Origin of the sequence: Haloferax elongans ATCC BAA-1513, assembly GCF_000336755.1 — an archaeon.
GTDB classification, from domain to species: domain Archaea; phylum Halobacteriota; class Halobacteria; order Halobacteriales; family Haloferacaceae; genus Haloferax; species Haloferax elongans.
Map to the genome: position 1 here is coordinate 214,767 of NZ_AOLK01000015.1, position 21,329 is coordinate 236,095.

At 62.4% G+C, this 21,329-nt stretch carries 24 protein-coding genes; 12 read left to right on the forward strand and 12 right to left on the reverse strand.

Going from position 1 to position 21,329, the window contains the following annotated elements:
- Positions 1 to 41 precede the first annotated feature (41 nt).
- The 4 genes from btuC (at position 42) to C453_RS07760 (ending at position 4,537) form a co-directional block, all read left to right on the forward strand.
- Positions 42 to 1,136, forward strand: coding sequence for a vitamin B12 ABC transporter permease BtuC (gene btuC, locus C453_RS07745; RefSeq protein WP_008323714.1), 1,095 nt, complete (start codon positions 42 to 44; stop codon positions 1,134 to 1,136).
- The gene (locus tag C453_RS07750) at positions 1,133 to 2,512 is read left to right on the forward strand and encodes a heme ABC transporter ATP-binding protein (RefSeq protein WP_008323715.1); all 1,380 of its coding nucleotides are present in this window, start codon (positions 1,133 to 1,135) and stop codon (positions 2,510 to 2,512) included. Before btuC ends, C453_RS07750 begins: the two co-directional genes overlap by 4 nt.
- A 135-nt stretch (positions 2,513 to 2,647) precedes the next feature.
- A complete protein-coding gene (locus tag C453_RS07755) occupies positions 2,648 to 3,817 on the forward strand; it encodes a tubulin/FtsZ family protein (RefSeq protein WP_008323716.1) in 1,170 nt (389 codons plus the stop codon).
- Positions 3,818 to 3,859: 42 nt separating this feature from the next.
- Positions 3,860 to 4,537 (forward strand): RNA ligase partner protein, encoded by a 678-nt coding sequence (locus C453_RS07760; protein WP_008323719.1) that lies wholly within the window; start codon positions 3,860 to 3,862, stop codon positions 4,535 to 4,537.
- 12 nt (positions 4,538 to 4,549) lie between these two features.
- Here the strand turns inward: C453_RS07760 and C453_RS07765 are convergent, their stop codons facing one another.
- Both C453_RS07765 and C453_RS07770 read right to left on the reverse strand, forming a co-directional pair.
- Entirely contained in the window at positions 4,550 to 4,747 is a 198-nt protein-coding gene (locus tag C453_RS07765; protein WP_008323721.1) for a DUF7511 domain-containing protein, read from the reverse strand.
- Positions 4,747 to 5,094 (reverse strand): ArsR/SmtB family transcription factor, encoded by a 348-nt coding sequence (locus C453_RS07770; protein ID WP_008323722.1) that lies wholly within the window; start codon positions 5,092 to 5,094, stop codon positions 4,747 to 4,749. Before C453_RS07770 ends, C453_RS07765 begins: the two co-directional genes overlap by 1 nt.
- Before the next feature lie 162 nt (positions 5,095 to 5,256).
- Between C453_RS07770 and C453_RS07775 the strand changes: the two genes are divergently transcribed.
- Positions 5,257 to 5,898 carry a helix-turn-helix domain-containing protein gene (locus tag C453_RS07775; RefSeq protein WP_008323723.1) on the forward strand — a complete coding sequence of 214 codons (642 nt, stop codon included), beginning with the start codon at positions 5,257 to 5,259 and terminating at the stop codon, positions 5,896 to 5,898.
- A gap of 72 nt (positions 5,899 to 5,970) precedes the next feature.
- Complete coding sequence (locus C453_RS21110; RefSeq protein ID WP_449404886.1) at positions 5,971 to 6,105, forward strand: DUF7560 family zinc ribbon protein; 135 nt, start codon at positions 5,971 to 5,973, stop codon at positions 6,103 to 6,105.
- Positions 6,106 to 6,109: 4 nt separating this feature from the next.
- Here the strand turns inward: C453_RS21110 and C453_RS07780 are convergent, their stop codons facing one another.
- The gene (locus tag C453_RS07780) at positions 6,110 to 6,634 is read right to left on the reverse strand and encodes a halocyanin domain-containing protein (RefSeq protein WP_008323724.1); all 525 of its coding nucleotides are present in this window, start codon (positions 6,632 to 6,634) and stop codon (positions 6,110 to 6,112) included.
- 100 nt (positions 6,635 to 6,734) lie between these two features.
- Between C453_RS07780 and C453_RS07785 the strand changes: the two genes are divergently transcribed.
- Together C453_RS07785 and C453_RS07790 are read left to right on the forward strand one after the other, a co-directional pair.
- Positions 6,735 to 7,022, forward strand: coding sequence for an Htur_1727 family rSAM-partnered candidate RiPP (locus C453_RS07785; RefSeq protein ID WP_008323725.1), 288 nt, complete (start codon positions 6,735 to 6,737; stop codon positions 7,020 to 7,022).
- Positions 7,019 to 8,215: a TIGR04347 family pseudo-SAM/SPASM protein gene (locus C453_RS07790; RefSeq protein ID WP_008323726.1), complete on the forward strand. Its 1,197-nt coding sequence runs from the start codon at positions 7,019 to 7,021 to the stop codon at positions 8,213 to 8,215. Before C453_RS07785 ends, C453_RS07790 begins: the two co-directional genes overlap by 4 nt.
- 12 nt (positions 8,216 to 8,227) lie before the next feature.
- On the opposite strand, the gene C453_RS07795 is transcribed toward C453_RS07790, so the two are convergent.
- The 4 genes from C453_RS07795 to C453_RS07810 all read right to left on the reverse strand — a co-directional run bounded on the left by C453_RS07795 (position 8,228) and on the right by C453_RS07810 (position 11,958).
- Positions 8,228 to 9,664: a response regulator gene (locus C453_RS07795; protein ID WP_008323727.1), complete on the reverse strand. Its 1,437-nt coding sequence runs from the start codon at positions 9,662 to 9,664 to the stop codon at positions 8,228 to 8,230.
- Entirely contained in the window at positions 9,661 to 10,020 is a 360-nt protein-coding gene (locus C453_RS07800; protein ID WP_152418028.1) for a HalOD1 output domain-containing protein, read from the reverse strand. The genes C453_RS07795 and C453_RS07800 overlap by 4 nt, the downstream gene beginning before the upstream one ends.
- 116 nt (positions 10,021 to 10,136) lie before the next feature.
- Positions 10,137 to 10,775: a helix-turn-helix domain-containing protein gene (locus C453_RS07805; RefSeq protein WP_008323729.1), complete on the reverse strand. Its 639-nt coding sequence runs from the start codon at positions 10,773 to 10,775 to the stop codon at positions 10,137 to 10,139.
- Positions 10,776 to 10,908: 133 nt separating this feature from the next.
- A complete protein-coding gene (locus C453_RS07810) occupies positions 10,909 to 11,958 on the reverse strand; it encodes an NAD(P)/FAD-dependent oxidoreductase (RefSeq protein WP_008323730.1) in 1,050 nt (349 codons plus the stop codon).
- A 144-nt stretch (positions 11,959 to 12,102) separates the two neighbouring features.
- On the opposite strand from C453_RS07810, the gene C453_RS07815 reads away from it, so the two are divergent.
- A complete protein-coding gene (locus C453_RS07815; protein ID WP_008323731.1) occupies positions 12,103 to 12,387 on the forward strand; it encodes a DUF357 domain-containing protein in 285 nt (94 codons plus the stop codon).
- A gap of 59 nt (positions 12,388 to 12,446) precedes the next feature.
- Positions 12,447 to 14,489 (forward strand): histidine kinase N-terminal 7TM domain-containing protein, encoded by a 2,043-nt coding sequence (locus C453_RS07820; protein ID WP_008323733.1) that lies wholly within the window; start codon positions 12,447 to 12,449, stop codon positions 14,487 to 14,489.
- A 107-nt stretch (positions 14,490 to 14,596) separates the two neighbouring features.
- Here the strand turns inward: C453_RS07820 and cysS are convergent, their stop codons facing one another.
- On the reverse strand, positions 14,597 to 16,081 hold the full coding sequence (gene cysS, locus C453_RS07825) for a cysteine--tRNA ligase (protein ID WP_008323734.1): 1,485 nt from the start codon (positions 16,079 to 16,081) through the stop codon (positions 14,597 to 14,599).
- Positions 16,082 to 16,270: 189 nt separating this feature from the next.
- A complete protein-coding gene (locus tag C453_RS07830; protein ID WP_049907577.1) occupies positions 16,271 to 16,765 on the reverse strand; it encodes a DUF7523 family protein in 495 nt (164 codons plus the stop codon).
- Between the two features lie 167 nt (positions 16,766 to 16,932).
- Here C453_RS07830 and C453_RS07835 point away from each other — a divergent pair, with 167 nt between their 5' ends.
- Together C453_RS07835 and C453_RS07840 are read left to right on the forward strand one after the other, a co-directional pair.
- Positions 16,933 to 17,811, forward strand: a complete 879-nt coding sequence (locus C453_RS07835) for a CbiX/SirB N-terminal domain-containing protein (protein ID WP_008323736.1) — start codon at positions 16,933 to 16,935, stop codon at positions 17,809 to 17,811.
- Positions 17,812 to 17,813: 2 nt separating this feature from the next.
- Complete coding sequence (locus tag C453_RS07840) at positions 17,814 to 18,914, forward strand: DR2241 family protein (protein WP_008323737.1); 1,101 nt, start codon at positions 17,814 to 17,816, stop codon at positions 18,912 to 18,914.
- A 15-nt stretch (positions 18,915 to 18,929) separates the two neighbouring features.
- Here C453_RS07840 and C453_RS07845 read toward each other — a convergent pair whose 3' ends face one another.
- The 3 genes from C453_RS07845 to C453_RS07855 all read right to left on the reverse strand — a co-directional run bounded on the left by C453_RS07845 (position 18,930) and on the right by C453_RS07855 (position 21,226).
- Positions 18,930 to 19,511 (reverse strand): DUF7524 family protein, encoded by a 582-nt coding sequence (locus C453_RS07845; protein ID WP_008323738.1) that lies wholly within the window; start codon positions 19,509 to 19,511, stop codon positions 18,930 to 18,932.
- 61 nt (positions 19,512 to 19,572) lie between these two features.
- Positions 19,573 to 19,758 (reverse strand): methytransferase partner Trm112, encoded by a 186-nt coding sequence (locus tag C453_RS07850; protein WP_008323739.1) that lies wholly within the window; start codon positions 19,756 to 19,758, stop codon positions 19,573 to 19,575.
- A gap of 136 nt (positions 19,759 to 19,894) precedes the next feature.
- A complete protein-coding gene (locus C453_RS07855) occupies positions 19,895 to 21,226 on the reverse strand; it encodes an adenylosuccinate synthase (protein WP_008323740.1) in 1,332 nt (443 codons plus the stop codon).
- Between the last annotated feature and the right edge of the window lie 103 nt (positions 21,227 to 21,329).

Below are 21,329 nucleotides of genomic sequence, written 5' to 3' on the forward strand. Positions count from 1 at the left end.
ACCCAATATATATTTACCTAATGCAAGCGAGATTGTGTTAGATGAACGTTCGAACACGGGCGACCACGTGGGCGCTCGGTCTCTCTGTCCTCTTGGCGTTCGTCGTGGTCGTGAGCGCGGGCATCGGCCACGTCTCGATACCGCCGCGGACCGTGGCACGCATCCTTCTCGATGCACTCTCAGTCCCGGTCGGCGTCTCGTTTGGCGGGGGCATCTCCGTTCCGCTCGTGGGGACGGTGCCGACGCCGAGTCTCTCGCTCGCTTCCCCATTCGACTTCTCCGTGCCGGACACTGCACGTATTATCGTGCTCTCGGTGCGACTGCCGCGCATCCTCCTCGCATCGCTCGTTGGGTTCGCGCTGGCGACTGCCGGGGTCGTGATGCAGGGGTTCTTCCGAAATCCGATGGCCGACCCATCTATCATCGGTGTCTCCTCTGGCGCGGCTGTCGGCGCTGTCGCGACGATTGCACTCTCGCTTTCGGTTCCCTTCGGTCTCCACGGGGCCGCGTTCGCGTCCGCCGTCATCACCGCGTTCGTGGTCTACCTGCTCGCAACTGAGAACGGTCGGACGCCGGTTGCGACCCTCCTACTCGCGGGTGTCGCGGTCCAGACGTTCCTCGGCGCAGTCATCTCGTTTCTGCTCTTGCAGGCAGGCGAGAGCCTCCGACAGGTCGTCTTCTGGCTGATGGGCCATCTCGCGGGCGCGACGTGGGACGAAGTCACGCTACTGGCACTCGTGCTTCCGATTCCGGTTGGCATCCTCCTCGCGTACGCCCGCGACCTGAACGTCCTCTTGCTCGGCGAAGACGACGCGCAGTCGCTCGGCATCGAGGTGGAGCGAACTAAGCGCCTCCTGCTCGCGACGGCGAGTGTCGTCACCGCGGCGGCTGTCTCCGTCTCCGGTGTCATCGGATTCGTCGGGCTAGTCGTCCCACACATGCTTCGGCTGGTCGTCGGCCCGGACCACCGGGTTCTCCTTCCGGCGTCGGCACTGGCTGGTGCGTCGTTCCTCGTCGTCACCGACACCATCGCGCGCAACGGTGCGGCGGAGATTCCCGTCGGCGTCGTGACCGCGGCGCTCGGCGCGCCCTTCTTCCTGTATCTCCTCCGAACCCGGGAGGTGCATTCGCCATGAGCGACCCTTTCGCCATCTCGACGTCGGAAGAGCCCTTCGAGACGAAACCTGCCATCTCACTCGACGACGTGGCAGTCTCACTCGGCGGACACACCATCCTCGACGGCCTCTCTGTGGATGTTGATTCGGGGACGTTCGTCGGACTCATCGGCCCGAATGGGGCCGGGAAGACGACGCTCCTGCGGACGCTCAACGGAGCGCTCTCACCTGACCAGGGGACGGTCCACGTCGCGGGCGAGGACATCCACACCCTCTCGTCGAAAGCGGCGAGCAGGCTCGTCGCGACGGTTCCACAGACGACACAGGTATCCTTCGACTTCCCGGTTCGAGAGGTCGTTAGGATGGGACGAACCCCCCACCGTGGCCGGTTCGACGGATGGAGCGACGCCGACGAGCAGGCTGTCGATGCGGCGATGGAACGGACGACTGTCACGGACCTCGCCGAGCGCTCAGTTACGGAAGTGAGCGGCGGCGAGCGCCAGCGCGTCCTCATCGCCCGCGCCATCGCACAGGAGACGCCCGTCCTCCTCCTCGACGAACCGACCGCCAGCCTCGACATCAACCATCAGGTTCGGACGCTCGAACTCGTCAGCGACCTGGTCGGCGACGGAACGACTGCCGTCGCGGCAATCCACGACCTCAACCTCGCGGCGCACTACTGCGACGCGCTCGTACTCCTCTCGGAAGGTCGGGTTCTGGCCGCTGGCGACCCGACCGCGGTCCTCACCGAGTCGAACCTCAAGTCCGCGTTTGACGCCGAAGCCGTGGTGTCTCGCCACCCTGTCACCGGGTCGGTGTACGTCACGGCGCTCCCCACGCCCTCCGACGACGCGAGCGGGCACGTCCACGTCGTCGGTGGGGGCGGAACCGGCGCGCGAGCACTCCACGTGCTTTCTGCCGCCGGATACGCCCTCTCTGCGGGGGCGCTCAACGAGGGCGACACCGATGCCGAAGCGGCCCGCCGTGTTGGCGCGGACCTCGTGACGGTGCCGCCCTACGCCCCAGTCGACGACGCAGCACAGGCGGCGGTCGAGTCGCGGGTCGAAGCCGCCGACGTGACCGTCGTCGCCGACGTGGAAATCGGCGACGGGAACCTCGCGAACTTGGAGGCTGCGCTCGCCGCGGAGTATCTCGTCCTCGTCGAGGAACGGTCCTTCTCGGAGCGGAACTACGCGGGCGACGATGGCCGCGCCGTCTACGAGCGACTCAAAGCGCGTGCTCGGGTCGTCGAACCGGGTGAACTCCTCTCCGTGGTCGGCGAGTTAGCGTGCGAGTCGTTCGGTGACTCGGCCGACAGCGAGGTTGAGGTCTCAGCTACCGAATCCAAAGACTCGACTACCAAACCCAGCGGGCCGGCGCAGTCGAATCAATCGTAGCCACTTCGGCTGGCAGTCTTCACGCGGCGGCAGTGGTCCGGTTAGGAGAATTTTAAGGGAGAGAATACGGTCACTATGGAAGACATATTGAAGCCGCGAGAGCGCGTCTACTAGGCTGATTTCTGGGAGTAACAGATGAAACTAGCACTCATCGGCGTCGGACAGGCAGGTGGCAAGGTCGTCGACGCCCTCGTCCAATACGACCGGCTGACGCAGACCGACTTCATCGTCGACGCGCTCGCCGTCAACACCGCCCGTGCCGACCTGATGGGCCTGAAACACGTGCCGAAGTCGCGGCAGGTACTCATCGGGCTTTCGCGCGTCAAAGGCCACGGTGTTGGTGCCGACAACGACCTCGGCGCAGAGGTGACCGCCGAAGACGTCGGTGAAGTCCTCTCTGTCGTCGACGATATGGCAGTCCACGAAGTCGATGCCTTCCTCATCGTCGCAGGGCTCGGCGGTGGCACCGGGTCCGGCGGCGCGCCGGTGCTCGCCCACGAACTCGGCCATCTCTACACCGAACCCGTCTACGGGCTGGGTATCCTCCCGGCGAAAGACGAAGGTGGAATCTACACGCTGAACGCCGCGCGGTCGCTCCAGACGTTCGTCCGCGAGGTGGACAATCTGATTCTCTTCGACAACGAGGCGTGGCGCAACAGTGGCGAGTCCGTCGAGTCCGGCTACGAGTCCATCAACACCGAAATCGCGCGTCGACTCGGCGTTCTCTTCGGAGCCGGCGAGACCGACGGGTCCGGGGCTATCGCCGAATCGGTCGTCGACGCCTCGGAGATAATCAACACCCTCGGCTCCGGCGGTATCTCCACGATTGGGTACGCCTCGGTCGAACTCGACCGACCGAAGCGCGGACTCCTGTCGCGACTTGGTGGGAGCGCCGCCACGGAAGACGATGGCGACGCGATGAACCGACTCACCAGTCTCGTCAGACGTGCTGCACTCGGCAGACTCACGCTCCCGTGTGAGATTGGTGGGACCGAACGCGGCCTCGTCGTCTTCGCCGGTCCGCAAGACGTGCTCTCCCGGCGCGGAATCGAGCGAGGGAGAGCCTGGCTCGAAGACGAAACTGGAACGATGGAGATTCGGGGCGGCGACTACCCAGTCGAGTCCAACTTCGTCGCCGCCGTGGTGTTGCTCTCGGGTGTCTACGACGTGCCTCGGGTCAAAGAACTGCAAGCGGTGGCAATCGAAGCCCAGCGAGACATGTTAGCCAAGCGTGAGTCGAGTTCGACGGCGCTTGACGACCTCTTGGCCGACTCGGGGTCCGACTCGCTGGAGTCGCTGTTCTGAGACGGGGAAACGTCATAGTCTGTGGGTGCGAACTGTCGAATGATGGCCGAGTACCCGCTCAAGCAACGATTCGTGCTCGATACGTCGCTGTTTCTGTCAGAGGAGATTCGCGACGAGGACGAAACGTTCGAAGAGGGTGTCGAACGCCTGCTCGACACGATTGCCGCCGCGCGTCTCGATTTGAACATCTCCTGTTATATGCCGCCATCAATCGCGTCCGAATTAGAGCACATCCTCCGGGACCGCGGCATCTCGGAGGACGTCCTCGGCAAACTCGACACGTGGGTCATCAAGAAACACCCAGACCGTTACGAGGTGTACATCCCCGCGGAAATCGTCTACCGATTCATCGACGAGATGTCAGACCGGGTCAATCGCGGGCTTCGTGTCTCTGAAAAGGCGGTCCGAAAGGCCGAGGAGTCGAGGCGGCGCTCCGATGGTGGGTCCGAGATGTCCGACGTCGACAAAGTCATCTCGGACCTCCGCGAGGACTACCGCGGCGCGCTCCGTCAGGGCGTCCTCGACTCGCGTGAGGACTTCGACCTCCTCATTCTCGCCCGCGAACTGGACGCCGGTGTCGTGACCGAAGACACGGGTATCATCAGTTGGGCGGCCGATTTCGGCCTGCGGAACCTCCGCGGACGAGCGTTCCCCACGCTTCTCGACGAGTACCTCGTCGCGCTCGACGAACCACGACCTCAACACCGAGACGACTACTGAGAGCGGTTTCGACTACTGCATCGCCGCGAGTTCGACGAACGAGTCGCCGACGGCTGTTATCCACGTCGTCAGGAGTTCTTCAGACGTTGCATCGGCCGGATGGATGGTACACTCTGGCTCGCCGTCGTCGACGACGATTCGAGCCGTGAGACGCGGGGTTGCTTCGGGGTCACGGTCGGCCCCTGGCGTGTGTGTGGACTCGCTTCCCATCAGTCGCCTCCCAGTGCAGTGAGTTCGACCGCTTCGTCGCCGTCTAACTGCAGTGTGACGGATTCGACTTTGGCTCGATACTGGTTGGTGTGTGTGCCGGCCGCGCGTAGCTGGAGGGTCTCTTCGACGAGTCGGGCGTCCGTCAACCGTTCGAGTTTCCGGTACGTCGTCGACAGCGGGACGTCGCAGACGGCCGAAAGCTCCTGTGCAGTCATCGGGTCGCGAGACTCCCGCAGCGTCGTGAGCATCCGACGGGACGTCCGGTCTGCGAGTGCATCGAGGACGAGCGGTGCCAACGTCTCGGGCGGCGACGTGTCGGACGGCGTCCGTGAAAGGCCGGTCTGCATGCCAGTCGTCTGTTTGTCCGGGGCTGCCCTCGAACTGCACCCAGAATATGGTGGGCCTATACCTTCTGATGGGTGCTGTGCGTCGCACGACACCACCCACGATATAAAGGCCCAGACTATCGGGGGTGTTTATATCAGGGGCTGGAGGCGCTACCTGCAGGTATGACGAGCGCAGCGGGTATCAGAGCAGAGTTGAAGGTGACCGGGCCCGAGGGATGTCCCGTCGCCTCCGTCTCGGAGAACGACACCAGCGGGTACGCACTGTCGCGGAGCATGTCCCCAAACGAAAACGGCGCTGTGACAGAGGAGTTCGTCTTCGACGCCAGTGAGGGAACCACCGACGACATGGAGCAACTGTTCGATTACGGCGACGGGAGCGTCTACCGATTCGAACGTGAGGGTGGTATCGGCTGTCCGTGCGAGCGCGTCGAAGCGTTCGACTGCCCAGTCGTCGACGTACAGACGCGAGACGGAGCACTCTTCTTGACGTTCCACGCGCCGGACGTCGAGACGCTCCGCGACGTGGTCGCTGCACTCCGAGAATCGTCGGGGTCGGTGGATGTTCGCCGCCTCCTTCAGTCGTCGTCCGACGAGTCGCGCGACCTCGTGTTGGTCGAGCGCGGCCAACTCACCGACAGGCAGCGCGAGGTATTGGAGATGGCCCACGAGATGGGCTACTTCGACCACCCGCGCCGTGCCAACAAGGGAGACGTGGCGACCGAACTCGACATCACCACGTCGACGTTCTCCGAACACCTCGCGATGGCACAGAAGAAGCTCATGGGTGCCATCCTGCAGGACTGACGTGAGCACCCGCCGAATTGAGGGTGGATGCCCTCGGGTATCGCCGACGTACGACTATGTGGTGAGTTTACGATGCGCGAAATCGACGTAACCTGTCCCGAGTGTGGCGAGCATTTCCGGGTCAATCAACAAATGCTGCAGACCCTCCGAAAGACGGGATGTGTGCTGTGTCAGGCACCCATCTCGGAAGGGATGAAACAGGTCTGAGTACCTATTCGACGACGACGACGCCGACCATCCCCAGTGTCTCGTGGGGGACACAGACGTACTTGTACTCGCCTGCGTCCTCGAAGGTGTACTCGAAGGTGAAGCCCTCTTCTGCGGTGAGTTCCGACTCGAACAGTCCATTTTCGCGTTCGAGGACGTTGTGGGTGCCACCCTCGCCGGTCCACTCCCAGACGACGGTGGTTCCCGGCGACACCTTGACTGCGGCCGGTTCGAACGCGAACCCACCGCCGTTCCCTTCAGCGCCGACGGTGACTGTTACTGAATCCTGGTCGGTCTTGTCGTGGACGCCGTCGTAGTTGTCGGTTCGGTCGAACCAGCCGTCGAAGCTGGCCTGCTCCTGTTCTGCGGTCGGTGTCGATTCGGTAGTCGACTCACTGTCGTCGCCGTTTTCACTCCCACCGTCGCTTCCGGTATCTCCACCGGAGCCAGAACAGCCAGCAAGGAGGGAAATTGTCGCGGTAGCCGCGGTCGAACGGAGGAACGTCCGTCGAGAGAACATCTCAACCATGTTGCCTTCGTAGTACGCCGAGGGTCATGTCTAATCCTTCGATTCCCACGCGGTGAAAACGTGCGAAACGAGCGTATCTCTGTGTTCCAAAGACGCTCGCATGGCCTCGGACGACGACCCGCGACGGAAACCGAGAATCGACGGGAGCCGACAGTGGGAGATATTCCTCCGCGAGCGTAGTGCGGAGCCGATGCGTCACGTCGGCAGCGTGACCGCTCCCTCGGCCGACATCGCGACCGAACAGGCGACGACGCTCTTCGACTACGCCGCGTCGGCCCTGTGGCTCTGTCCGGCCGACGAAGTCCGGCGACTCGGCGGCAACGACCTCGCAGAGAAGGGCCGAACCGAATCGACCGGTGGCGCGAAGACGGGAGTCTCACAACGATGATTTCTATCAGCAAACTGCTCTGCGGGCAGACTGCCGAAGGCGACGGACTCCGATACGACGACCCCGACGCCGACATCGAACAGATTCGCGAGGAAAAACAGAAACGCCCGGTCGTGGTCTGGAACACGACCCGTCGGTGTAACCTCTACTGTGAGCACTGCTATGCGGGTGCGGACCTCGACCCGGCACAGGGCGAACTCAGCACGGCGGAAGCGAAGGGGCTCATCGACGACCTCGCCGACTACGACGTTCCAGTCCTCCTGTTTTCGGGGGGCGAACCCCTCGTTCGCGAGGACCTCGTCGAACTCGTCGATTACGCGACCGACCGGGGAATCCGCTCGGTCCTCTCGACCAACGGGACGCTCATCACCGAGGAGAAAGCGCAGGCGCTCAAGGACGCCGGACTCTCCTACGCCGGGGTTTCGGTAGACGGCTTGCAGGAACGAAACGACAGATTCCGCGGACAGGACGGTGCGTTCGAGGCTGCCGTGCGCGGTATCGAGAACTGCCTCTCGGTGGACCTCAAGACCGGCCTTCGGTACACGATTACCGAGCACAACGCCGCCGACATGGAGGACGTGGTCGACCTCCTGTACGACGTCGGCGTCGATAGATTCTGTTTCTATCACCTCGACTACGGCGGCCGCGGCGGCGACATCGCCGACGCCGACCTGGATGACGAAGCCCAGCGCCGCGCGGTCAACCGTCTGTTCGACATGACCCGCGAGTACCACGCCGAGGGCGAAGAAATCGAGACGCTACTGGTCGGAAACTACGCCGACTCCGCGTACGTCGTCGAATACGCCGAAAAAGAACTCGGCGAAGAACACGCAGAGGATATTCACCAGTACCTCCGCGTCAACGGTGGCGACCCGACTGGCGAGCGCGTCGCGGACGTGGACTACCGCGGCGACGTGCACCTGACGCAGTTCTGGCAGAGTTACAGCCTCGGCAACGTTCGGGACCGACCGTTCGGCGACATCTGGGACGACGAGTGGAACCCACTTCTCGCCCGCCTCCGCGAGCGCGAGAAGCACCTCACCGGGAAGTGTGCTTCGTGCCAGTATCAGGACGTGTGCCGCGGGTCGTCGCGGTTGCGCGCCCTCGCCGGGTCAGGCGACCTGTTCGGGCCGGACCCGCAGTGTTATCTCACGGCTGAAGAGCGCGGTGTGAGTGCGGAACCCGCCGACTGAGGCGGACGTCGCTCACAGTCGAATTTCGAACCGCGCACCGCCTTCGGTTCCCTCGACTATCGAGAGGTCCCACTCGTGTGCCTCGACGATTTGTCCGATACTCGCCAGCCCAATTCCAGAGCCGCCGGACTTGGTCGAATAGCCCCAGCTAAAGACGTTTTGGCGTTCATCCTCTGGAATTCCTGGCCCGTCGTCTTCGATGAAGAAGCCGGCGTCGTCCGCGAGTCGGCCGACACGAATTTGAACGGCCGTGCCGCCGTGTTCGATGGCGTTTCGGAAGAGGTTGGTGAGCAGCCGTTCGAGACGGACTGGGTCCGCTTCGATAGTGATTCCCGGTTCGATAGTCGCTTCTGAAGTCCCCTGCCTGACTCGTTTCCAGACGGTCTCTGCGACCTCCGAGAACTCGACTGTCGTCAACAACTCCCCTTCGCCGTCGGCGTTGGACATCGTGAGAACGTCGTCGATGACGAGCCCGATGCGCTCGACGGCCTCCATCGCAATCTCCAGTGACTCTCTCGCCGAGGCAGAGTCGATATCGGACTGGAGGAGTTCGAGGTGACCAGACGCCAATTGGACCGGGTTCTTCAGGTCGTGGGAGAGAACGGACGCGAACTCTTTCAATCGCTCTTTCTCGAAGAACAACTGCTGTTTGGACTCGTACTGTTCTGTGACGTCACGAAGCACCGAGAGGTGGACGCCCGGAAGGACGTTCGTGTTGGCGACGTACTCTGCGATTCTGATAGACCCGTCGGGGCGCTCGACAGCGAACAGGCCGCGCTCTTCTGAGGTCCGTAAAAACGAGTTCCAAGCGGTATCGAAGTCGAAGTGTTCGGACGTGAAGTCGCTGGGCTTCTTCCCGAGGAGCGCTGATTCCGGCCGTCCAAAGAGACGGGTCGCTGTGGGGTTCACACGGAGGTACTCGCCGTCGTTGTTTGCGAGAATCATCGCGTCTGACGACCGTTCGAACACGGCAGCGAACCGACCTCGTTCGGCCTCGGCCAGTTGGTTCGCACGGTGGCGCTGGACAGAAAGCAAAATTCGGTTCGCGAGAACGGCGTACTGTTCGGACCCGCTTTCTTTTTGCATGTACTCCGTCACGCCCTTCGCGATTGCCTCCCCCGCGATTTCCTCGCTGCCGTGGCCGGTGTACAGAATGAACGGCAGGTCGAAACGGCCCTCTCGAATCTGTTCGAGTAACTGGAGTCCGTTTTGCTCCGGCATCTGGTAGTCACTCACGATGCAATCGATGTCCTGCTCGTCGAGCACCGTCAAGGCGTCTTCGGCGGTAGTGACCCCCGTGACAGAGATGGTTTCGTTTTGACTTTCCAGAAACAGCGTAACGAGGTCGACCAAGTCGTGGTCGTCATCAACGTAGAGGACGTGAACCGGTGAACCGTCGGTCGATGGCTCGGTCGCGCTGACGTGTAACTCCGAGGCGTTAGTCGTCATCGTCGGAGTCGAAGCGTCCCGTTGCTGGAGACCGTCACTTCGAACGCCTCGTAGGTGAACGTGAGACGACGGCCCTGTGGACCGAGCGGCGAGTCTCGAAAGAGTTGATTCAGGGCGTCAGGGTCGACGGTCTCTGCGAGTGGAGGGATGTCGCATGCGTCTTTACCCAGGATGCTCGCCACCGAGTCAGCGATTGCGTGTGTGACCGATGGACAATCGACGCTCACTTTCGCGCGGTATTCGCCCATCACTTCGTCGTAATCGAGGGACGAGAGCATCGGGCCGTGAGCAATCGGTATGGGACTGTTTGACCCCGGAAGCATCACGTCGTTGCCTTCCTTAGTGGGTGGGGACATGAACTGTAGGTACACTGCTAGTGTGTATCAGTGAAGCTTCTGACTAAGTAGGCCATTTAAATATAGTTGTGCAAACCTTATGAAACACCCCTAAATTAAGGGTATGACTGAGGGGGCTAGTCTGCGATGGTGCTCTCGATAAGATGCTTGGTTCCACGGCGTAGCCGAGACGAGAGAGACTGCCGTGAGATACCGAGTTCGTCGGCGATTTGGACCAAGTTCGACTCTCGTGGCGAGTCGTAGTAGCCCCGTTCGTAGGCGAGGTGCAACGCGTCTCGTTGTTTATCAGTCAGGTTATAATTTGGGTTGTGGGGTGCCCCCATTGCGTGGATGGACACCAACTGAACCGGCACTGCGTTCTCTTGGAGACTCTGGAAGAACGTCGAGAGCGATTCACGGTCTTTACCGCGGACGTGGAACCGCCAGCCATCAACGTCTCCCTGAGCAGAGATGAGTTCGACCGAACTGTCTAGGAGCTCCCGGAGAATACCGTCAGATGTATCGATGTCCCATTTTGCCTTGAACAAATACGTGTGGTTGAGAACGTCGACAGGTTCGATCGTGATTTCAGGGAGGGATTCGAACGCGTCTTCGAGTGCTGGATAATCGACGCCACGAATCCAAACGTACGGGATGACTTGGTTGTGAATTGGAACGATACGGTCGAGTTCGAGGGACACTTCCGGAAGTCTCTCGATAAGTCGGCCGAGGGGAAACACGTGGACTTGCGTCGTGAACTCGGCGAGAGTTGCCATGCTAATTGTTATCACTTACATGCACATAATCATTCGTCAAAACCACACGGCAGTATCACCGACGTTCTGAGACTGGGTTTGGCCAAAAAGCCACACACCGAAAATAAGACGACTGCTGAGACGCCGACTCGCGTTATTCTGCCGCGCTCGCCGCGGCCTGCTTTTCTTCGCGTTCGAGTTCTTCGAGGTAGTCGTCGGCGTCGAGCGCGGCCTTCACGCCCATCCCGCCGGCGGTCGCGGCCTGCTGGTAGTGGTAGTCCACGACGTCGCCCGCGGCGAAGATACCGGGTTCGTCGGTCGCGGTCTGGTTGCCGCCGGAGCCTCCCTTGGCGATGATGTAGCCGTCGTCGTCGCGCTGGACGGCCGTCCCTTCGAGGTAGTCGGCGTTCGGCGTGTGGCCGATGGCGTAGAACACTGCGCCCACGTCGAAGTCGAACTCCTCGGTCTCGGGGTCGTCGAGCTTGGCCGTCGGATGACCCTCGGGATGTTCGACGAGCGTCACGTGGTCGACGCCCTCTTCGGGCGTGCCGTGGAGTTCGGTTGCTTCGGTGTTGAGCATCAGTTCGATTTCGTCGTCGTCGACCTTCTCCATCAGGCGGTCGACCCAGTAGTCCTCGGCGCGGAACTCCTCGCGGCGGTGGACGAGGTAGACCTTCGACGCGAACTTCGTGAGGAAGTTGGCCTCCTCGACTGCGGCGTCGCCGCCACCGATGACCATAATCTTCTCGCCGCGGAAGAACGCGCCGTCACAGGTCGCACACGTCGAAAGGCCGTAGCCCATGAGTTCGTCTTCGCCGGGAATACCGAGCGTCCGCGCAGACGCGCCGGAGGCAGAGATAATCGCGTCGGCGGTGTACACGTCGCCGTTCTTCAGCGTGACCGTGAACGGGCGGTCCGACGCGTCCACGTCCTCGATGATACCGTGGCGAACCTCGGTCCCGAAGCGCTTGGCCTGCTCTTTCATGTTGTTGATGAGTTCGGGGCCGGAGATTCCCTCAGGGAAGCCGGGGTAGTTTTCGACCTCCGTCGTGAGGGTGAGTTGGCCACCCGGTTCGTCGCCTTCGAGGACGAGTGGGTCGTTGTTAGAGCGGGCAGCGTAGATGGCAGCAGAGAGCCCAGAGATACCGGAACCAGCGATAATCAACTTTCTGTGCTCCACGAACGAGTCGGCGTCTTCTGTCATGGGTCGTAGTTCGCTATAGCGGTGTCTTAAGGTTTCGCTGTATTGCGAGCAGTACTACACTACTGCCATGTTATCACATACCTAGACTATTGAGCGAAAACAGAGAGCGAAAGACCAGTATCCGTCGATGACCCAGGACACGGTATGTCTGCTGACCTCCACGAGAAGACGAATCGATACGAAGGAATGCTCGCCGACGCGCTCGACGAAGCGGTCCAGGCCGTCCCCGACAACACCCATCTCGGTCACGCCGCCGCAGACTGCTTAGAGATGGCCGAATCGTACCTCGACGACGGCCGTCACTTCAAAGACGCCGACGACTGGGTCAACGCACTGGCGTCGTTCTCCTACGGATACGGGTGGCTAGATGCGGGCGTTCGGATGGGTCTCTTCGACGTTCCTGATGACTCACATCTCTTCACAATGTAGTGTGTGACGTATGACAGCACGGATAACCATTATAACACGGGTCCGACTGTATTTTCACGATGGAAGGTGCGTGGCAGTTCCACCCTGTCTTTATTCTCCTCTTGGCATCTGTGGTACTGTCTGGGGGAATCGCCACGTACTCGTTCCGAAATCGTGAGACCTCGGGTGCGACGGCGCTCGGCTTCCTCTCGTTGTCGGCGGGATGGTGGTCTGCAGCGTACTTGCTCCAACTCACTGGGGCCACGCTCGACTGGCAGTTCGCGTGGCTCCGGGTATCGTACCTCGGCTCGAGCTTTCTCGCACCGTCGTTGTTCGTGTTCGCCGCCGAATACGTCGATGCTCGCATCGAAATCACGCCCAGACTGGTCGCAGTAATCAGCCTACCGATAGTCGGCCTCTCGCTACTCGCAGTCACCAATCCACTGCACGGATTTATGTGGACAGTCACCGGCATCAGCGAGACACCGCTCGCGGTCATTCAACGCGACTTCCACACCGGCTACTACGTACTCATTGCATACTCGTACCTCATCGTACTCCTGGGAACCGGCTTGCTGCTCCGTCAGGTACTCCGCTCGCGTCGAATCCTTCGACTGCAGAGTCTCGCCATCTTCGTCGGTGTCTCGATTCCGTTTTTCTCCAACGTCTACTGGGTGCTCGGAGAGTCAGTGATAGACTACACATCTATCGTCTTCGCTGTGTCCAGTTCCCTCCTTGCGGTCGCACTCTTTCGATACCAGCTTTTGGATCTCGTTCCGATTGCCCGCGACACCGTCGTCGAAGAGATGCGCGAGGCGTACGTCGTTCTCGACAGCGAACAGCGAATCGTCGACCTCAACCCGGCAGCTCGTCGCCTGTTTTCGCCACCGGGGGATGCGATTGGCCGCCAGTTCTCGGCCGTCGTTCCGGCTGTCGCTGCGGAACTCGGCGACCTCGACGACAGCGAGAGACGCGACACGTCGGTCGTCATCGAGTCCGGCGACGGGGTGAGACACCAGTATCTCGAAGTCAGGGCGTCTCCACTGGAGAACGGTGAAGGTGGGACCGTCGTGACGGTCCGTGACGCGACCCAGCGACAGCGGGCCAGACGGCGATTTCAGTCCTCTATCGAGCACGCGTCGGATATCGTGATGATTGTCGACGATACGGGAGAAATCGAGTACGTGAGCCCGCCAATCAGGGGACTCACTGGGACGCCCGCCAGCAAGCTCGTCGGTGAGCGGTGTTTTGAACTCGTAGACGCCAAAGACCAACCACTGGTCGAAGAAACGTTTGGAGACCTGTGTGACCGTCCGGGGGCGGTCGAGCGGTTCGAAGTGTGTGTCAGTCCACCGGACGACGACACCGTCGTCCTCGAAGGAATTGGTCGCAACCTCCTGGACGAACCGTTCGTCGAGGGAGTCGTCATCAACTTCCGAGACATCACCACGCGGAAGCGGCGAGAACGACGGCTGACTCGGACGAACGAACGACTGGAGCGCTTCGCGAGCGTCGTCTCGCACGACCTTCGGAACCCGCTGAACGTGGCCGTCGGAAACGTCGAGTTGGCACACGAGACGGGCGACCAGAAGTACACGCAGAACGCACAGCGCGCACTCTCACGGATGGACGTTATCATTCAGGATGCGCTGCAACTGGCCCGAAACGGGCAACTCGTCGAGGACACCGAGGTCGTTCGCCTCGAAACCGTCGTCTCGCTGGCGTGGGACGCCGTCGTGACCGACGACGCGGAACTCACTATCGAATCCGACGGCACGCTCGCCGCCGATGCCGACCGACTCCAGCGACTCTTCGAAAACCTCGTTCGGAACGCGCTCGAACACGGCGGTGACGACGTGACGGTCCGGGTCGGCACGACCGACGACGGCTTCTACGTCGAAGACACTGGCACGGGAATCGAACCGGACCGACGCGACGAGGTGTTCGAAGCGGGCGTTTCGACCAACGACGGTGGAACCGGACTTGGGTTGGTCATCGTCTCGGAAATCGTCGATGCCCACGGCTGGGACATCCACGTCGAAAGCGGTCGAGACGGCGGTGCTCGGTTCGTCGTGAGCGGCGTTTCGGTCGGCGTCGGCGAAGAACAGATATCGCAGTCGTAAGCCAGTCGGCAGTCCACAGCCGTCGGCCGTCAGCAGTTTGCAGTCCGCAGCCGTCAGCAGTCCGCAGTCAGCAACCGCCGACCGTCGTCCCGGTCGGTCGCCACTCCTTATTCGAATCTGAACGTCGCGCCGTCGCCGCTGTCTTCGACTTCGACGCCGAGTGCAGCCAGGTCGTCGCGGAGCGCGTCGGCGCGGTCGTAGTTGCCAGCTTCGCGCTCTGCTTCGCGGACGTCCAAGACGAGTTGGACGAGGTCTTCCGCTACCGACACGTCGCCGCCCTCGCCAGAGTCACCGAACGAGAGACCGAACACTTCGCCGCCGATTGCTTCGAACGCCTCGATAGCCTCGCGGAGGGCGCGGTAGTCGTACTCGTCGGCCTCGTCGAGATGTTTGTTGACGGCGCGGGCGAGACCGAGCAGTTCGGCCATCGCCTCGCGGACGTTGAAGTCGTCGTTCATCGCAGCACGGACGTTCTCGTATAGCTCGGCCGTGGTCTCACGGAGTCCGGCAGCTTCGACTTTCGTCCGCGCGTCCGGGCTGTCGCAGGCGTCGATGGCGGCCTCGTAGGCCCGTTCGAGACGGTTCCAGCGCTCTTCGGCCTCGGAGACGGTCTTTTCGGAGAACGTCTGTTCGGACCCGTAGGCCGTCGAGAGGTAGAACGTCCGAATCACGTCGACGCCGAACTCGTCGAGCGCGTCCGTGACGGTGAAGAAGTTTCCGAGGCTGGAACTCATCTTGTCGCCCTCGGTCTGGAGCAGTCCGACGTGAAGCCAGTAGCGGGCGAACTGCTCGCCGGTCGCCGCCTCCGACTGGGCGATTTCGTTTTCGTGGTGCGGGAACACGAGGTCACGGCCGCCGACGTGGATGTCGATGGTGTCGTCGAGGTGGGTCATCGACATGGCCGAGCACTCGATGTGCCAGCCGGGTCGACCCTCTCCCCACGGCGACTCCCACGTCTGGCCGCACGGTTCCGTGAGGGGTTCGAGGTCCGGGTCGCGGTGTTCGGCGGCCGTCTCGGGCGCGACCGCACCGGCCTTCCAGAGCGCGAAGTCCGCGGGGTTGCGTTTCTCGGAGCGCTCCGATTCGTTCCCCTGTGCTTCGAGTTCCTCGACCTGCTGGTTCGAGAGTTTGCCGTAGTCGTCGAACGTCGAGACGTCGAAGTAGACCGAGCCGTTCGATTCGTAGGCGTGGCCGCGCTCGACGAGCGTCTCAATCAGGTCGATAATCTCGGGTAGGTGTTCCGAGACACGGGGGTACACCTCGGCGCGCATGAGGTTCAGCCCGCGCATGTCTCGGATTACGTCGCCGACGAAATGCTCGGCAACGTCAGCCTCGTCGTCGCCGAGGTCGTCCTCGCCGATACGGGCGGCAATCTTCTCGTTCACGTCGGTGAAGTTCTCGACGTGGTGGACGTCGTAGCCCTCGTACGCCAGCCAGCGGTGCATGATGTCTGCGTGCATCCACAGGCGAGCGTGGCCGAGGTGCGCGTCGTCCGAGACCGTGAGCCCACAGACGTAGAGCAGCACGTCGTCGCCTCGCGCCTCGAAGTCCTCGCGCTCTCCCGTCAGCGTGTTGGTCACGGACAGTGTCATCGACACGGGCTACTCGTGGCACCATTTTCAACCCGTCGGAACGGGTGTCGTCACGGCGGCGGCCGCTTGCACTGTCGCACTCAGGGTCGAGAGTTCGGACGCAAAATCTCTTCGGTCGCGGACACCCGCTTGTTCGCGGGGACTCCGATAGTAAGTCCGAATACCGACACCACTGAGGAGAGCCGAATGTCAGGCGTATATAGTGCTGACGGCCGATTCGACGACTTGGAGCGCGGCCGCACCTTGTCGCCGAGGAACAACGACAGCGAGCGTGTCACCTGCGACACCGGCGGCGTCGACGACGACAGATTCGGCGTCGAGTCGGCCGAGCACTGTGGCGAGCGCGGTCGTATCGACCTCACCCTCAGCGATGATAGCAGTGAGCGGCCCGCCCGACGCGAGTTCGACACCGGCGACCGAAAGAACCGGCTCGTCGTCAGACTCGTCGATATCTTCACCGACGAGTCCGACGCCACTTCGCATCGTGACAGTCACGTCGCGCGATTCGGGTTCGAACTCGGAGAGGTCGTCGGCGAACCGGCGAAGCGCGGCCGCGACTGCCTCGTCATCTCCGAGGTCGAGGAAGGCCGCGGCGGCGGCGTAGTTGACCACCCCGGCGCGGAGTGCGTCGAGAAGGAACGGTCGGTCGCGGACGGCGTCGCGGGCGTCGGCAGCGAGAGACATACCCGAGGCGTCGCGGGCAGCGAGGAAAAATCCGCCGCCAATCGCCGAAGACGACGTTCGTCCCGCCCCGACCACTTCGAACGTGACGCAAAGGGGAGTTACCGGAACGCGAAGATTCCTTTCGTAGATGCGAAGTCCATAAGTCAGCCCCGTCGTAACCCCCGGACATGCAAGCGCTGGTCATCGTGGCGCACGGGTCACACCTGAACCCGGATTCGAGCACGCCGACCTACGACCACGCGGACACCATCCGCGAGGTGGGTGCGTTCGACGAGGTTCGAACCGGCTTCTGGAAGGAAGAGCCGTCCATCCGTGAGGTCCTTCGAACCGTCGAATCGGACGAGGTGTACGTCGTCCCGCTGTTTATCAGCGAGGGCTATTTCACGGAACAGGTCATCCCGCGCGAACTCCGCCTCGACGGGTGGGACGTCGCCGACTGGGACTCAGACGGCCTCTCTGCGACGCACGTCACGCTCCCCGCCGGAGATGTCCCCGAGAAGACGGTCCACTACTGCGGTCCGGTCGGCACGCACGAGGCGATGACCGACGTCATCGTCCGCCGCGCCGAGTCCGTGACCGAGGACCCGGACGTCGGCGACGGGTTCGGGCTGGCCGTCGTCGGCCACGGGACCGAGCGCAACGAGAACTCCGCGAAAGCAATCGAGTACCACGCCCAGCGGGTCCGCGACATGGACCGCTTCGACGAGGTACAGGCACTCTACATGGACGAAGACCCGGAGGTCGACGACGTGACCGATTACTTCGACGCCGACGACATCGTCGTCGTTCCACTGTTTGTCGCCGATGGCTTCCACACGCAGGAAGACATTCCCGAGGACATGGGCCTCACTGACGACTACCGAACGGGGTACGACGTGCCCACCGAGGTAGACGGCCACCGTATCTGGTACGCCGGCGCTGTCGGAACCGAGGGCCTGATGGCCGACGTGGTGCTCGAACGCGCCGCCGACGCCGGGGCCGACATCGGCGACGCCCTCGAAGTCGTCCGTGAACGAACCCGAAAGACGCCGATGGCGGGTGACTAACCGTGGCAGACTACATCGACGCGCTCGTCGACGCCGCGGCAGACGGTGACGGCGTCTCGCTCGACGGTCTGCACGTCGCCCGGACCGGCGACGGCTACCGACTGGAGACGCCGAGTGCGGAACGCGATGGCCTCTCCGAGTCGGCGCTCTCCGACGCGCTTTCCGACTTCGACGAGTACGCGACGAACTGGTTCTTCTGGAGCCGAGTCGTCGGTGAATCCAGCCCGCAGCGACGGGCGTTCCTCCGGTGGGTCGAAGGCGCGGACGCCGAGGACCAGTCAGTTCCGGCGCGATACGACGCACTCCGAGACGGCATCGAGCGCGAGTGGGGGCAACTCCACGTCACTGTAACCCTCGACGACGATGGCCAGCGGCACTACGAACTCCGCCACGTCAACGAAGCCGACCGCGAGCACGACGACCTCGACACGTACCACGAACCACTTGCCGCCCGGCAACTGGCGACCTACGACGAGAAAGGTCGGTACCGACCACTCAAGTCCGGCAACAACCTCGCCGGGGGATGGGTCTTCCCGGACCTCGACGGCCGTGACCTCGTTGAGACGGTCGAGACGTTCTACCCGGCGTCGGTGCCGAACTGGTACCGCGAACGCGAGGGTACGCTCGACGTTGAACACTGGGTTGACACCATCGGTCGCCAGACTGGGATGTACAGCGTCGTCAAGACGTGGAACCGCGGCGACGGCCACGAACACGTGGACTGGGTCGCAGAGTCCTGCTGTGACGACTCGCAGTGTGTCAAACGCCGCGAGTGGCAGTACGACGACGAGACCGACCTCGACGTGGACGGCGGCGACGGCGCGTTTCCCTGCCGAGAACCCTGTTCGCTCGTCATCGCGGCCTCTCGAAAGTGGACGCGTCTGGAGGGTGAGAACACCCAGACCTACGAGTTCGAACTCACGCCGTCCGAAAAAGAACAACTCGAAGCCATCGTCGACGCCGTCGCGGACGACCGCACCGACGATATTCGCGAAGCCGACGTGTACGAGGGAGCGAATCGCTACCGGGCGCGGTTCCTGCGCGCGAAGTTATTCGACGATGATGGGAACCTCTGTGGCGTTCCCACCGAAGACGAGTCGTAGTCGGTCCCGGTTTTTCTACTCAAGTACGGATATTCCCAGCGCGACGAGTACGCCGCCGACGACGACGCCCGCGCCGAGTGTGATGGCGAAGCTATTGAACACCGTCGCGATACCCACTGCGAGCGCGAGCGCGAAGGCACCAAGGAGAAACAGCGGGATCGAATTCGGGTCGACGTCGGGAAACACGTCGGAGAGTCCTTCAGTGACCGACGGTTCTGCCTCCTTCTTTGCGGGTTTCGAGAACGCGCCGTCGACGTCGACCTGACGTGTCTCTGGTGCCGGATTGATAGTCACGTCGACGTAGGCCGTCTCCGACCCGTATCCAGTCACAATCTTCAGCTTTCCCGTCACTGGGTCGTCTTTCGGGGTGACAAACACCTCGACGCCGAGCGACTGACCGCCGTCGACGTAGTGGTTCCCACCTGAGAGTCGCGCGACTTGCGAGAGTTCGTCGTCGATGTTGAGGTGGACGTGGACCGCCTGTCCGAGGTTGTCGAGTTCGATTTCGAACGGGCTATCCGCCGAAAACGACGGCGCAACCGACAGGTCGTGGGGGCGCTCCTCGTTTAGCTCGACGGAAAGCGACTCGCTCGACATGGTCGCAGGGTCTATACGAAAACAGAAAAGCGTTCAGTTCCACCGAGCTTGTGAGACCGTCTCAGTCGTCGCGCATGTCCGGCGGCAGGAGGTTTGGAATGCCGTCTTCGATGGGGTACACCTCGCCGGTGACCGTGCCGATGAGTCTCCCTTCGACGATCTCGTCGCCGTCCCGTTCGTCGACTTCGAGTTCGAGTTCGCTCTTGTCGAGTGGGTCACAGAGGATGTCCATCAGGGATTCTTTCATTGACGTGACCGTCGGTTGCGCGAAGTAAAAGCGTACGGGTTCGTCGCCGGGAGCAGTCCCACGGTTTCCGTCTCGACTGCCGACGAGAAAAACGAGCTGTCGGCCGAATGTCGGCCGACGAAACAGAGATAGTCGATTACTTGTCGAACGGGTTTTCGAGGTGGACCGTCTGCTCGCGGTCCGGGCCGATACCGACCGCGTAGACGGGCACGTCGAGTTCGTCGGAGATGTACTCGAGGTAGTCCTGTGCCGCGTCAGGAAGTGCCTCGTAGCCTTCCTCGGCGACTTCGCTCCAATCGACCTCGGGCCACGTCTCGAACTCCTTGAGGACGGGTTCGCACTCGGCCCATCGCTCGGTCGTCGCGGGCATGGTCAGACGCTCTTCGCCATCCAGTTCGTAGGCGTGGCCGACCTTCACTTCGTCCAGCCCGGCGAGCACGTCAAGGTGGTTGACGGCGATGCCCGTGAAGCCGCTCACGCGTGCTGCGTGACGGAGCATCGGGAGGTCGAGCCAGCCGATACGGCGCGGGCGACCGGTGACAGTACCGAACTCGCCACCCTTCTCGCGGATGAAGTCAGCGAGTTCCTCGTCGCGGTCGTCGTCTTTCAGCTCGGTCGGCATCGGGCCTTCGCCGACGCGCGAGAGGTACGCCTTGACAATGCCGACGACTTCGCCCTGACCGACGACGGTCGGGCCGAGACCGGTGCCGGTCGATGCGCCGCCAGCGGTCGGGTTCGAGGAGGTCACGTACGGGTAGCTCCCGTGGTCGATGTCGATGAGCGTTCCCTGTGCACCTTCGAACATCACGTTCTCACCGGCGTCGCGTCGCTCGGCGAGGAAGTCGCCACAGTTGACGACCATGTCTTCCTCGCTGAGTCGGCGGCCGAACTCGGTGAACTCCTCGACGAGCGCTTCGATGTCGCACTCCTCGCCGGCTTCGAGACCGTAGACATCCTCGATGAGGGCGCGCTTCTGCGGAACGACGTACTCCAGTCGCTGCCGGAGGACTTCGGGGTCGAGGAGGTCGCCGACGCGGATACCGCGACGGCCAGCTTTGTCCTCGTAGGTCGGGCCGATGCCACGCCCGGTCGTGCCGACCGTCAGGTCGGAGTCGGCCTTCGCCTCTTCTTCGATGTTGTCGAGGCGACGGTGATACGGCATGATGACGTGCGCGCGCTTCGCGAGACGCACGTCGGGTTCCAGACCGCGCTCACGGAGGTCGTCGAGTTCCGAAAAGAGCGTTCGCGGGTTGATTACACAGCCGTTTCCGAGCACGCCCACTTTGTCGCGGACGGCCCCGCTGGGCACGAGCGAGAGCTTGTACTCCTCACCGTCTTCGACGACGGTGTGGCCGGCGTTGTCGCCGCCCTGATATCGGACGACGATGTCAGCGTCGCCGCCCCACAGGTCGACGAGAGCACCCTTGCCCTCGTCGCCGAGTTGCGAACCGACGATGGTAACAGTCATACGTCGGCCGTTCCCCGCGACACACTAAACACATTACGGTACTGTTCGGAGACGGATGCATATTCGTGTACATTTACTTCGATTACACTTCCGGTGAATGCCA

Excerpts from the sequence above, each read along its gene's own strand:
- btuC (WP_008323714.1), top strand. The coding sequence starts at position 42 with ATGAACGTTCGAACACGGGCGACCACGTGGGCGCTCGGTCTCTCTGTC.
- C453_RS07750 (WP_008323715.1), top strand. The coding sequence starts at position 1,133 with ATGAGCGACCCTTTCGCCATCTCGACGTCGGAAGAGCCCTTCGAGACG.
- C453_RS07755 (WP_008323716.1), top strand. The coding sequence starts at position 2,648 with ATGAAACTAGCACTCATCGGCGTCGGACAGGCAGGTGGCAAGGTCGTC.
- C453_RS07760 (WP_008323719.1), top strand. The coding sequence starts at position 3,860 with ATGGCCGAGTACCCGCTCAAGCAACGATTCGTGCTCGATACGTCGCTG.
- C453_RS07765 (WP_008323721.1), bottom strand. The coding sequence starts at position 4,747 with ATGGGAAGCGAGTCCACACACACGCCAGGGGCCGACCGTGACCCCGAA.
- C453_RS07770 (WP_008323722.1), bottom strand. The coding sequence starts at position 5,094 with ATGCAGACCGGCCTTTCACGGACGCCGTCCGACACGTCGCCGCCCGAG.
- C453_RS07775 (WP_008323723.1), top strand. The coding sequence starts at position 5,257 with ATGACGAGCGCAGCGGGTATCAGAGCAGAGTTGAAGGTGACCGGGCCC.
- C453_RS21110 (WP_449404886.1), top strand. The coding sequence starts at position 5,971 with ATGCGCGAAATCGACGTAACCTGTCCCGAGTGTGGCGAGCATTTCCGG.
- C453_RS07780 (WP_008323724.1), bottom strand. The coding sequence starts at position 6,634 with ATGGTTGAGATGTTCTCTCGACGGACGTTCCTCCGTTCGACCGCGGCT.
- C453_RS07785 (WP_008323725.1), top strand. The coding sequence starts at position 6,735 with ATGGCCTCGGACGACGACCCGCGACGGAAACCGAGAATCGACGGGAGC.
- C453_RS07790 (WP_008323726.1), top strand. The coding sequence starts at position 7,019 with ATGATTTCTATCAGCAAACTGCTCTGCGGGCAGACTGCCGAAGGCGAC.
- C453_RS07795 (WP_008323727.1), bottom strand. The coding sequence starts at position 9,664 with ATGACGACTAACGCCTCGGAGTTACACGTCAGCGCGACCGAGCCATCG.
- C453_RS07800 (WP_152418028.1), bottom strand. The coding sequence starts at position 10,020 with ATGTCCCCACCCACTAAGGAAGGCAACGACGTGATGCTTCCGGGGTCA.
- C453_RS07805 (WP_008323729.1), bottom strand. The coding sequence starts at position 10,775 with ATGGCAACTCTCGCCGAGTTCACGACGCAAGTCCACGTGTTTCCCCTC.
- C453_RS07810 (WP_008323730.1), bottom strand. The coding sequence starts at position 11,958 with ATGACAGAAGACGCCGACTCGTTCGTGGAGCACAGAAAGTTGATTATC.
- C453_RS07815 (WP_008323731.1), top strand. The coding sequence starts at position 12,103 with ATGTCTGCTGACCTCCACGAGAAGACGAATCGATACGAAGGAATGCTC.
- C453_RS07820 (WP_008323733.1), top strand. The coding sequence starts at position 12,447 with ATGGAAGGTGCGTGGCAGTTCCACCCTGTCTTTATTCTCCTCTTGGCA.
- cysS (WP_008323734.1), bottom strand. The coding sequence starts at position 16,081 with ATGACACTGTCCGTGACCAACACGCTGACGGGAGAGCGCGAGGACTTC.
- C453_RS07830 (WP_049907577.1), bottom strand. The coding sequence starts at position 16,765 with ATGTCTCTCGCTGCCGACGCCCGCGACGCCGTCCGCGACCGACCGTTC.
- C453_RS07835 (WP_008323736.1), top strand. The coding sequence starts at position 16,933 with ATGCAAGCGCTGGTCATCGTGGCGCACGGGTCACACCTGAACCCGGAT.
- C453_RS07845 (WP_008323738.1), bottom strand. The coding sequence starts at position 19,511 with ATGTCGAGCGAGTCGCTTTCCGTCGAGCTAAACGAGGAGCGCCCCCAC.
- C453_RS07850 (WP_008323739.1), bottom strand. The coding sequence starts at position 19,758 with ATGAAAGAATCCCTGATGGACATCCTCTGTGACCCACTCGACAAGAGC.
- C453_RS07855 (WP_008323740.1), bottom strand. The coding sequence starts at position 21,226 with ATGACTGTTACCATCGTCGGTTCGCAACTCGGCGACGAGGGCAAGGGT.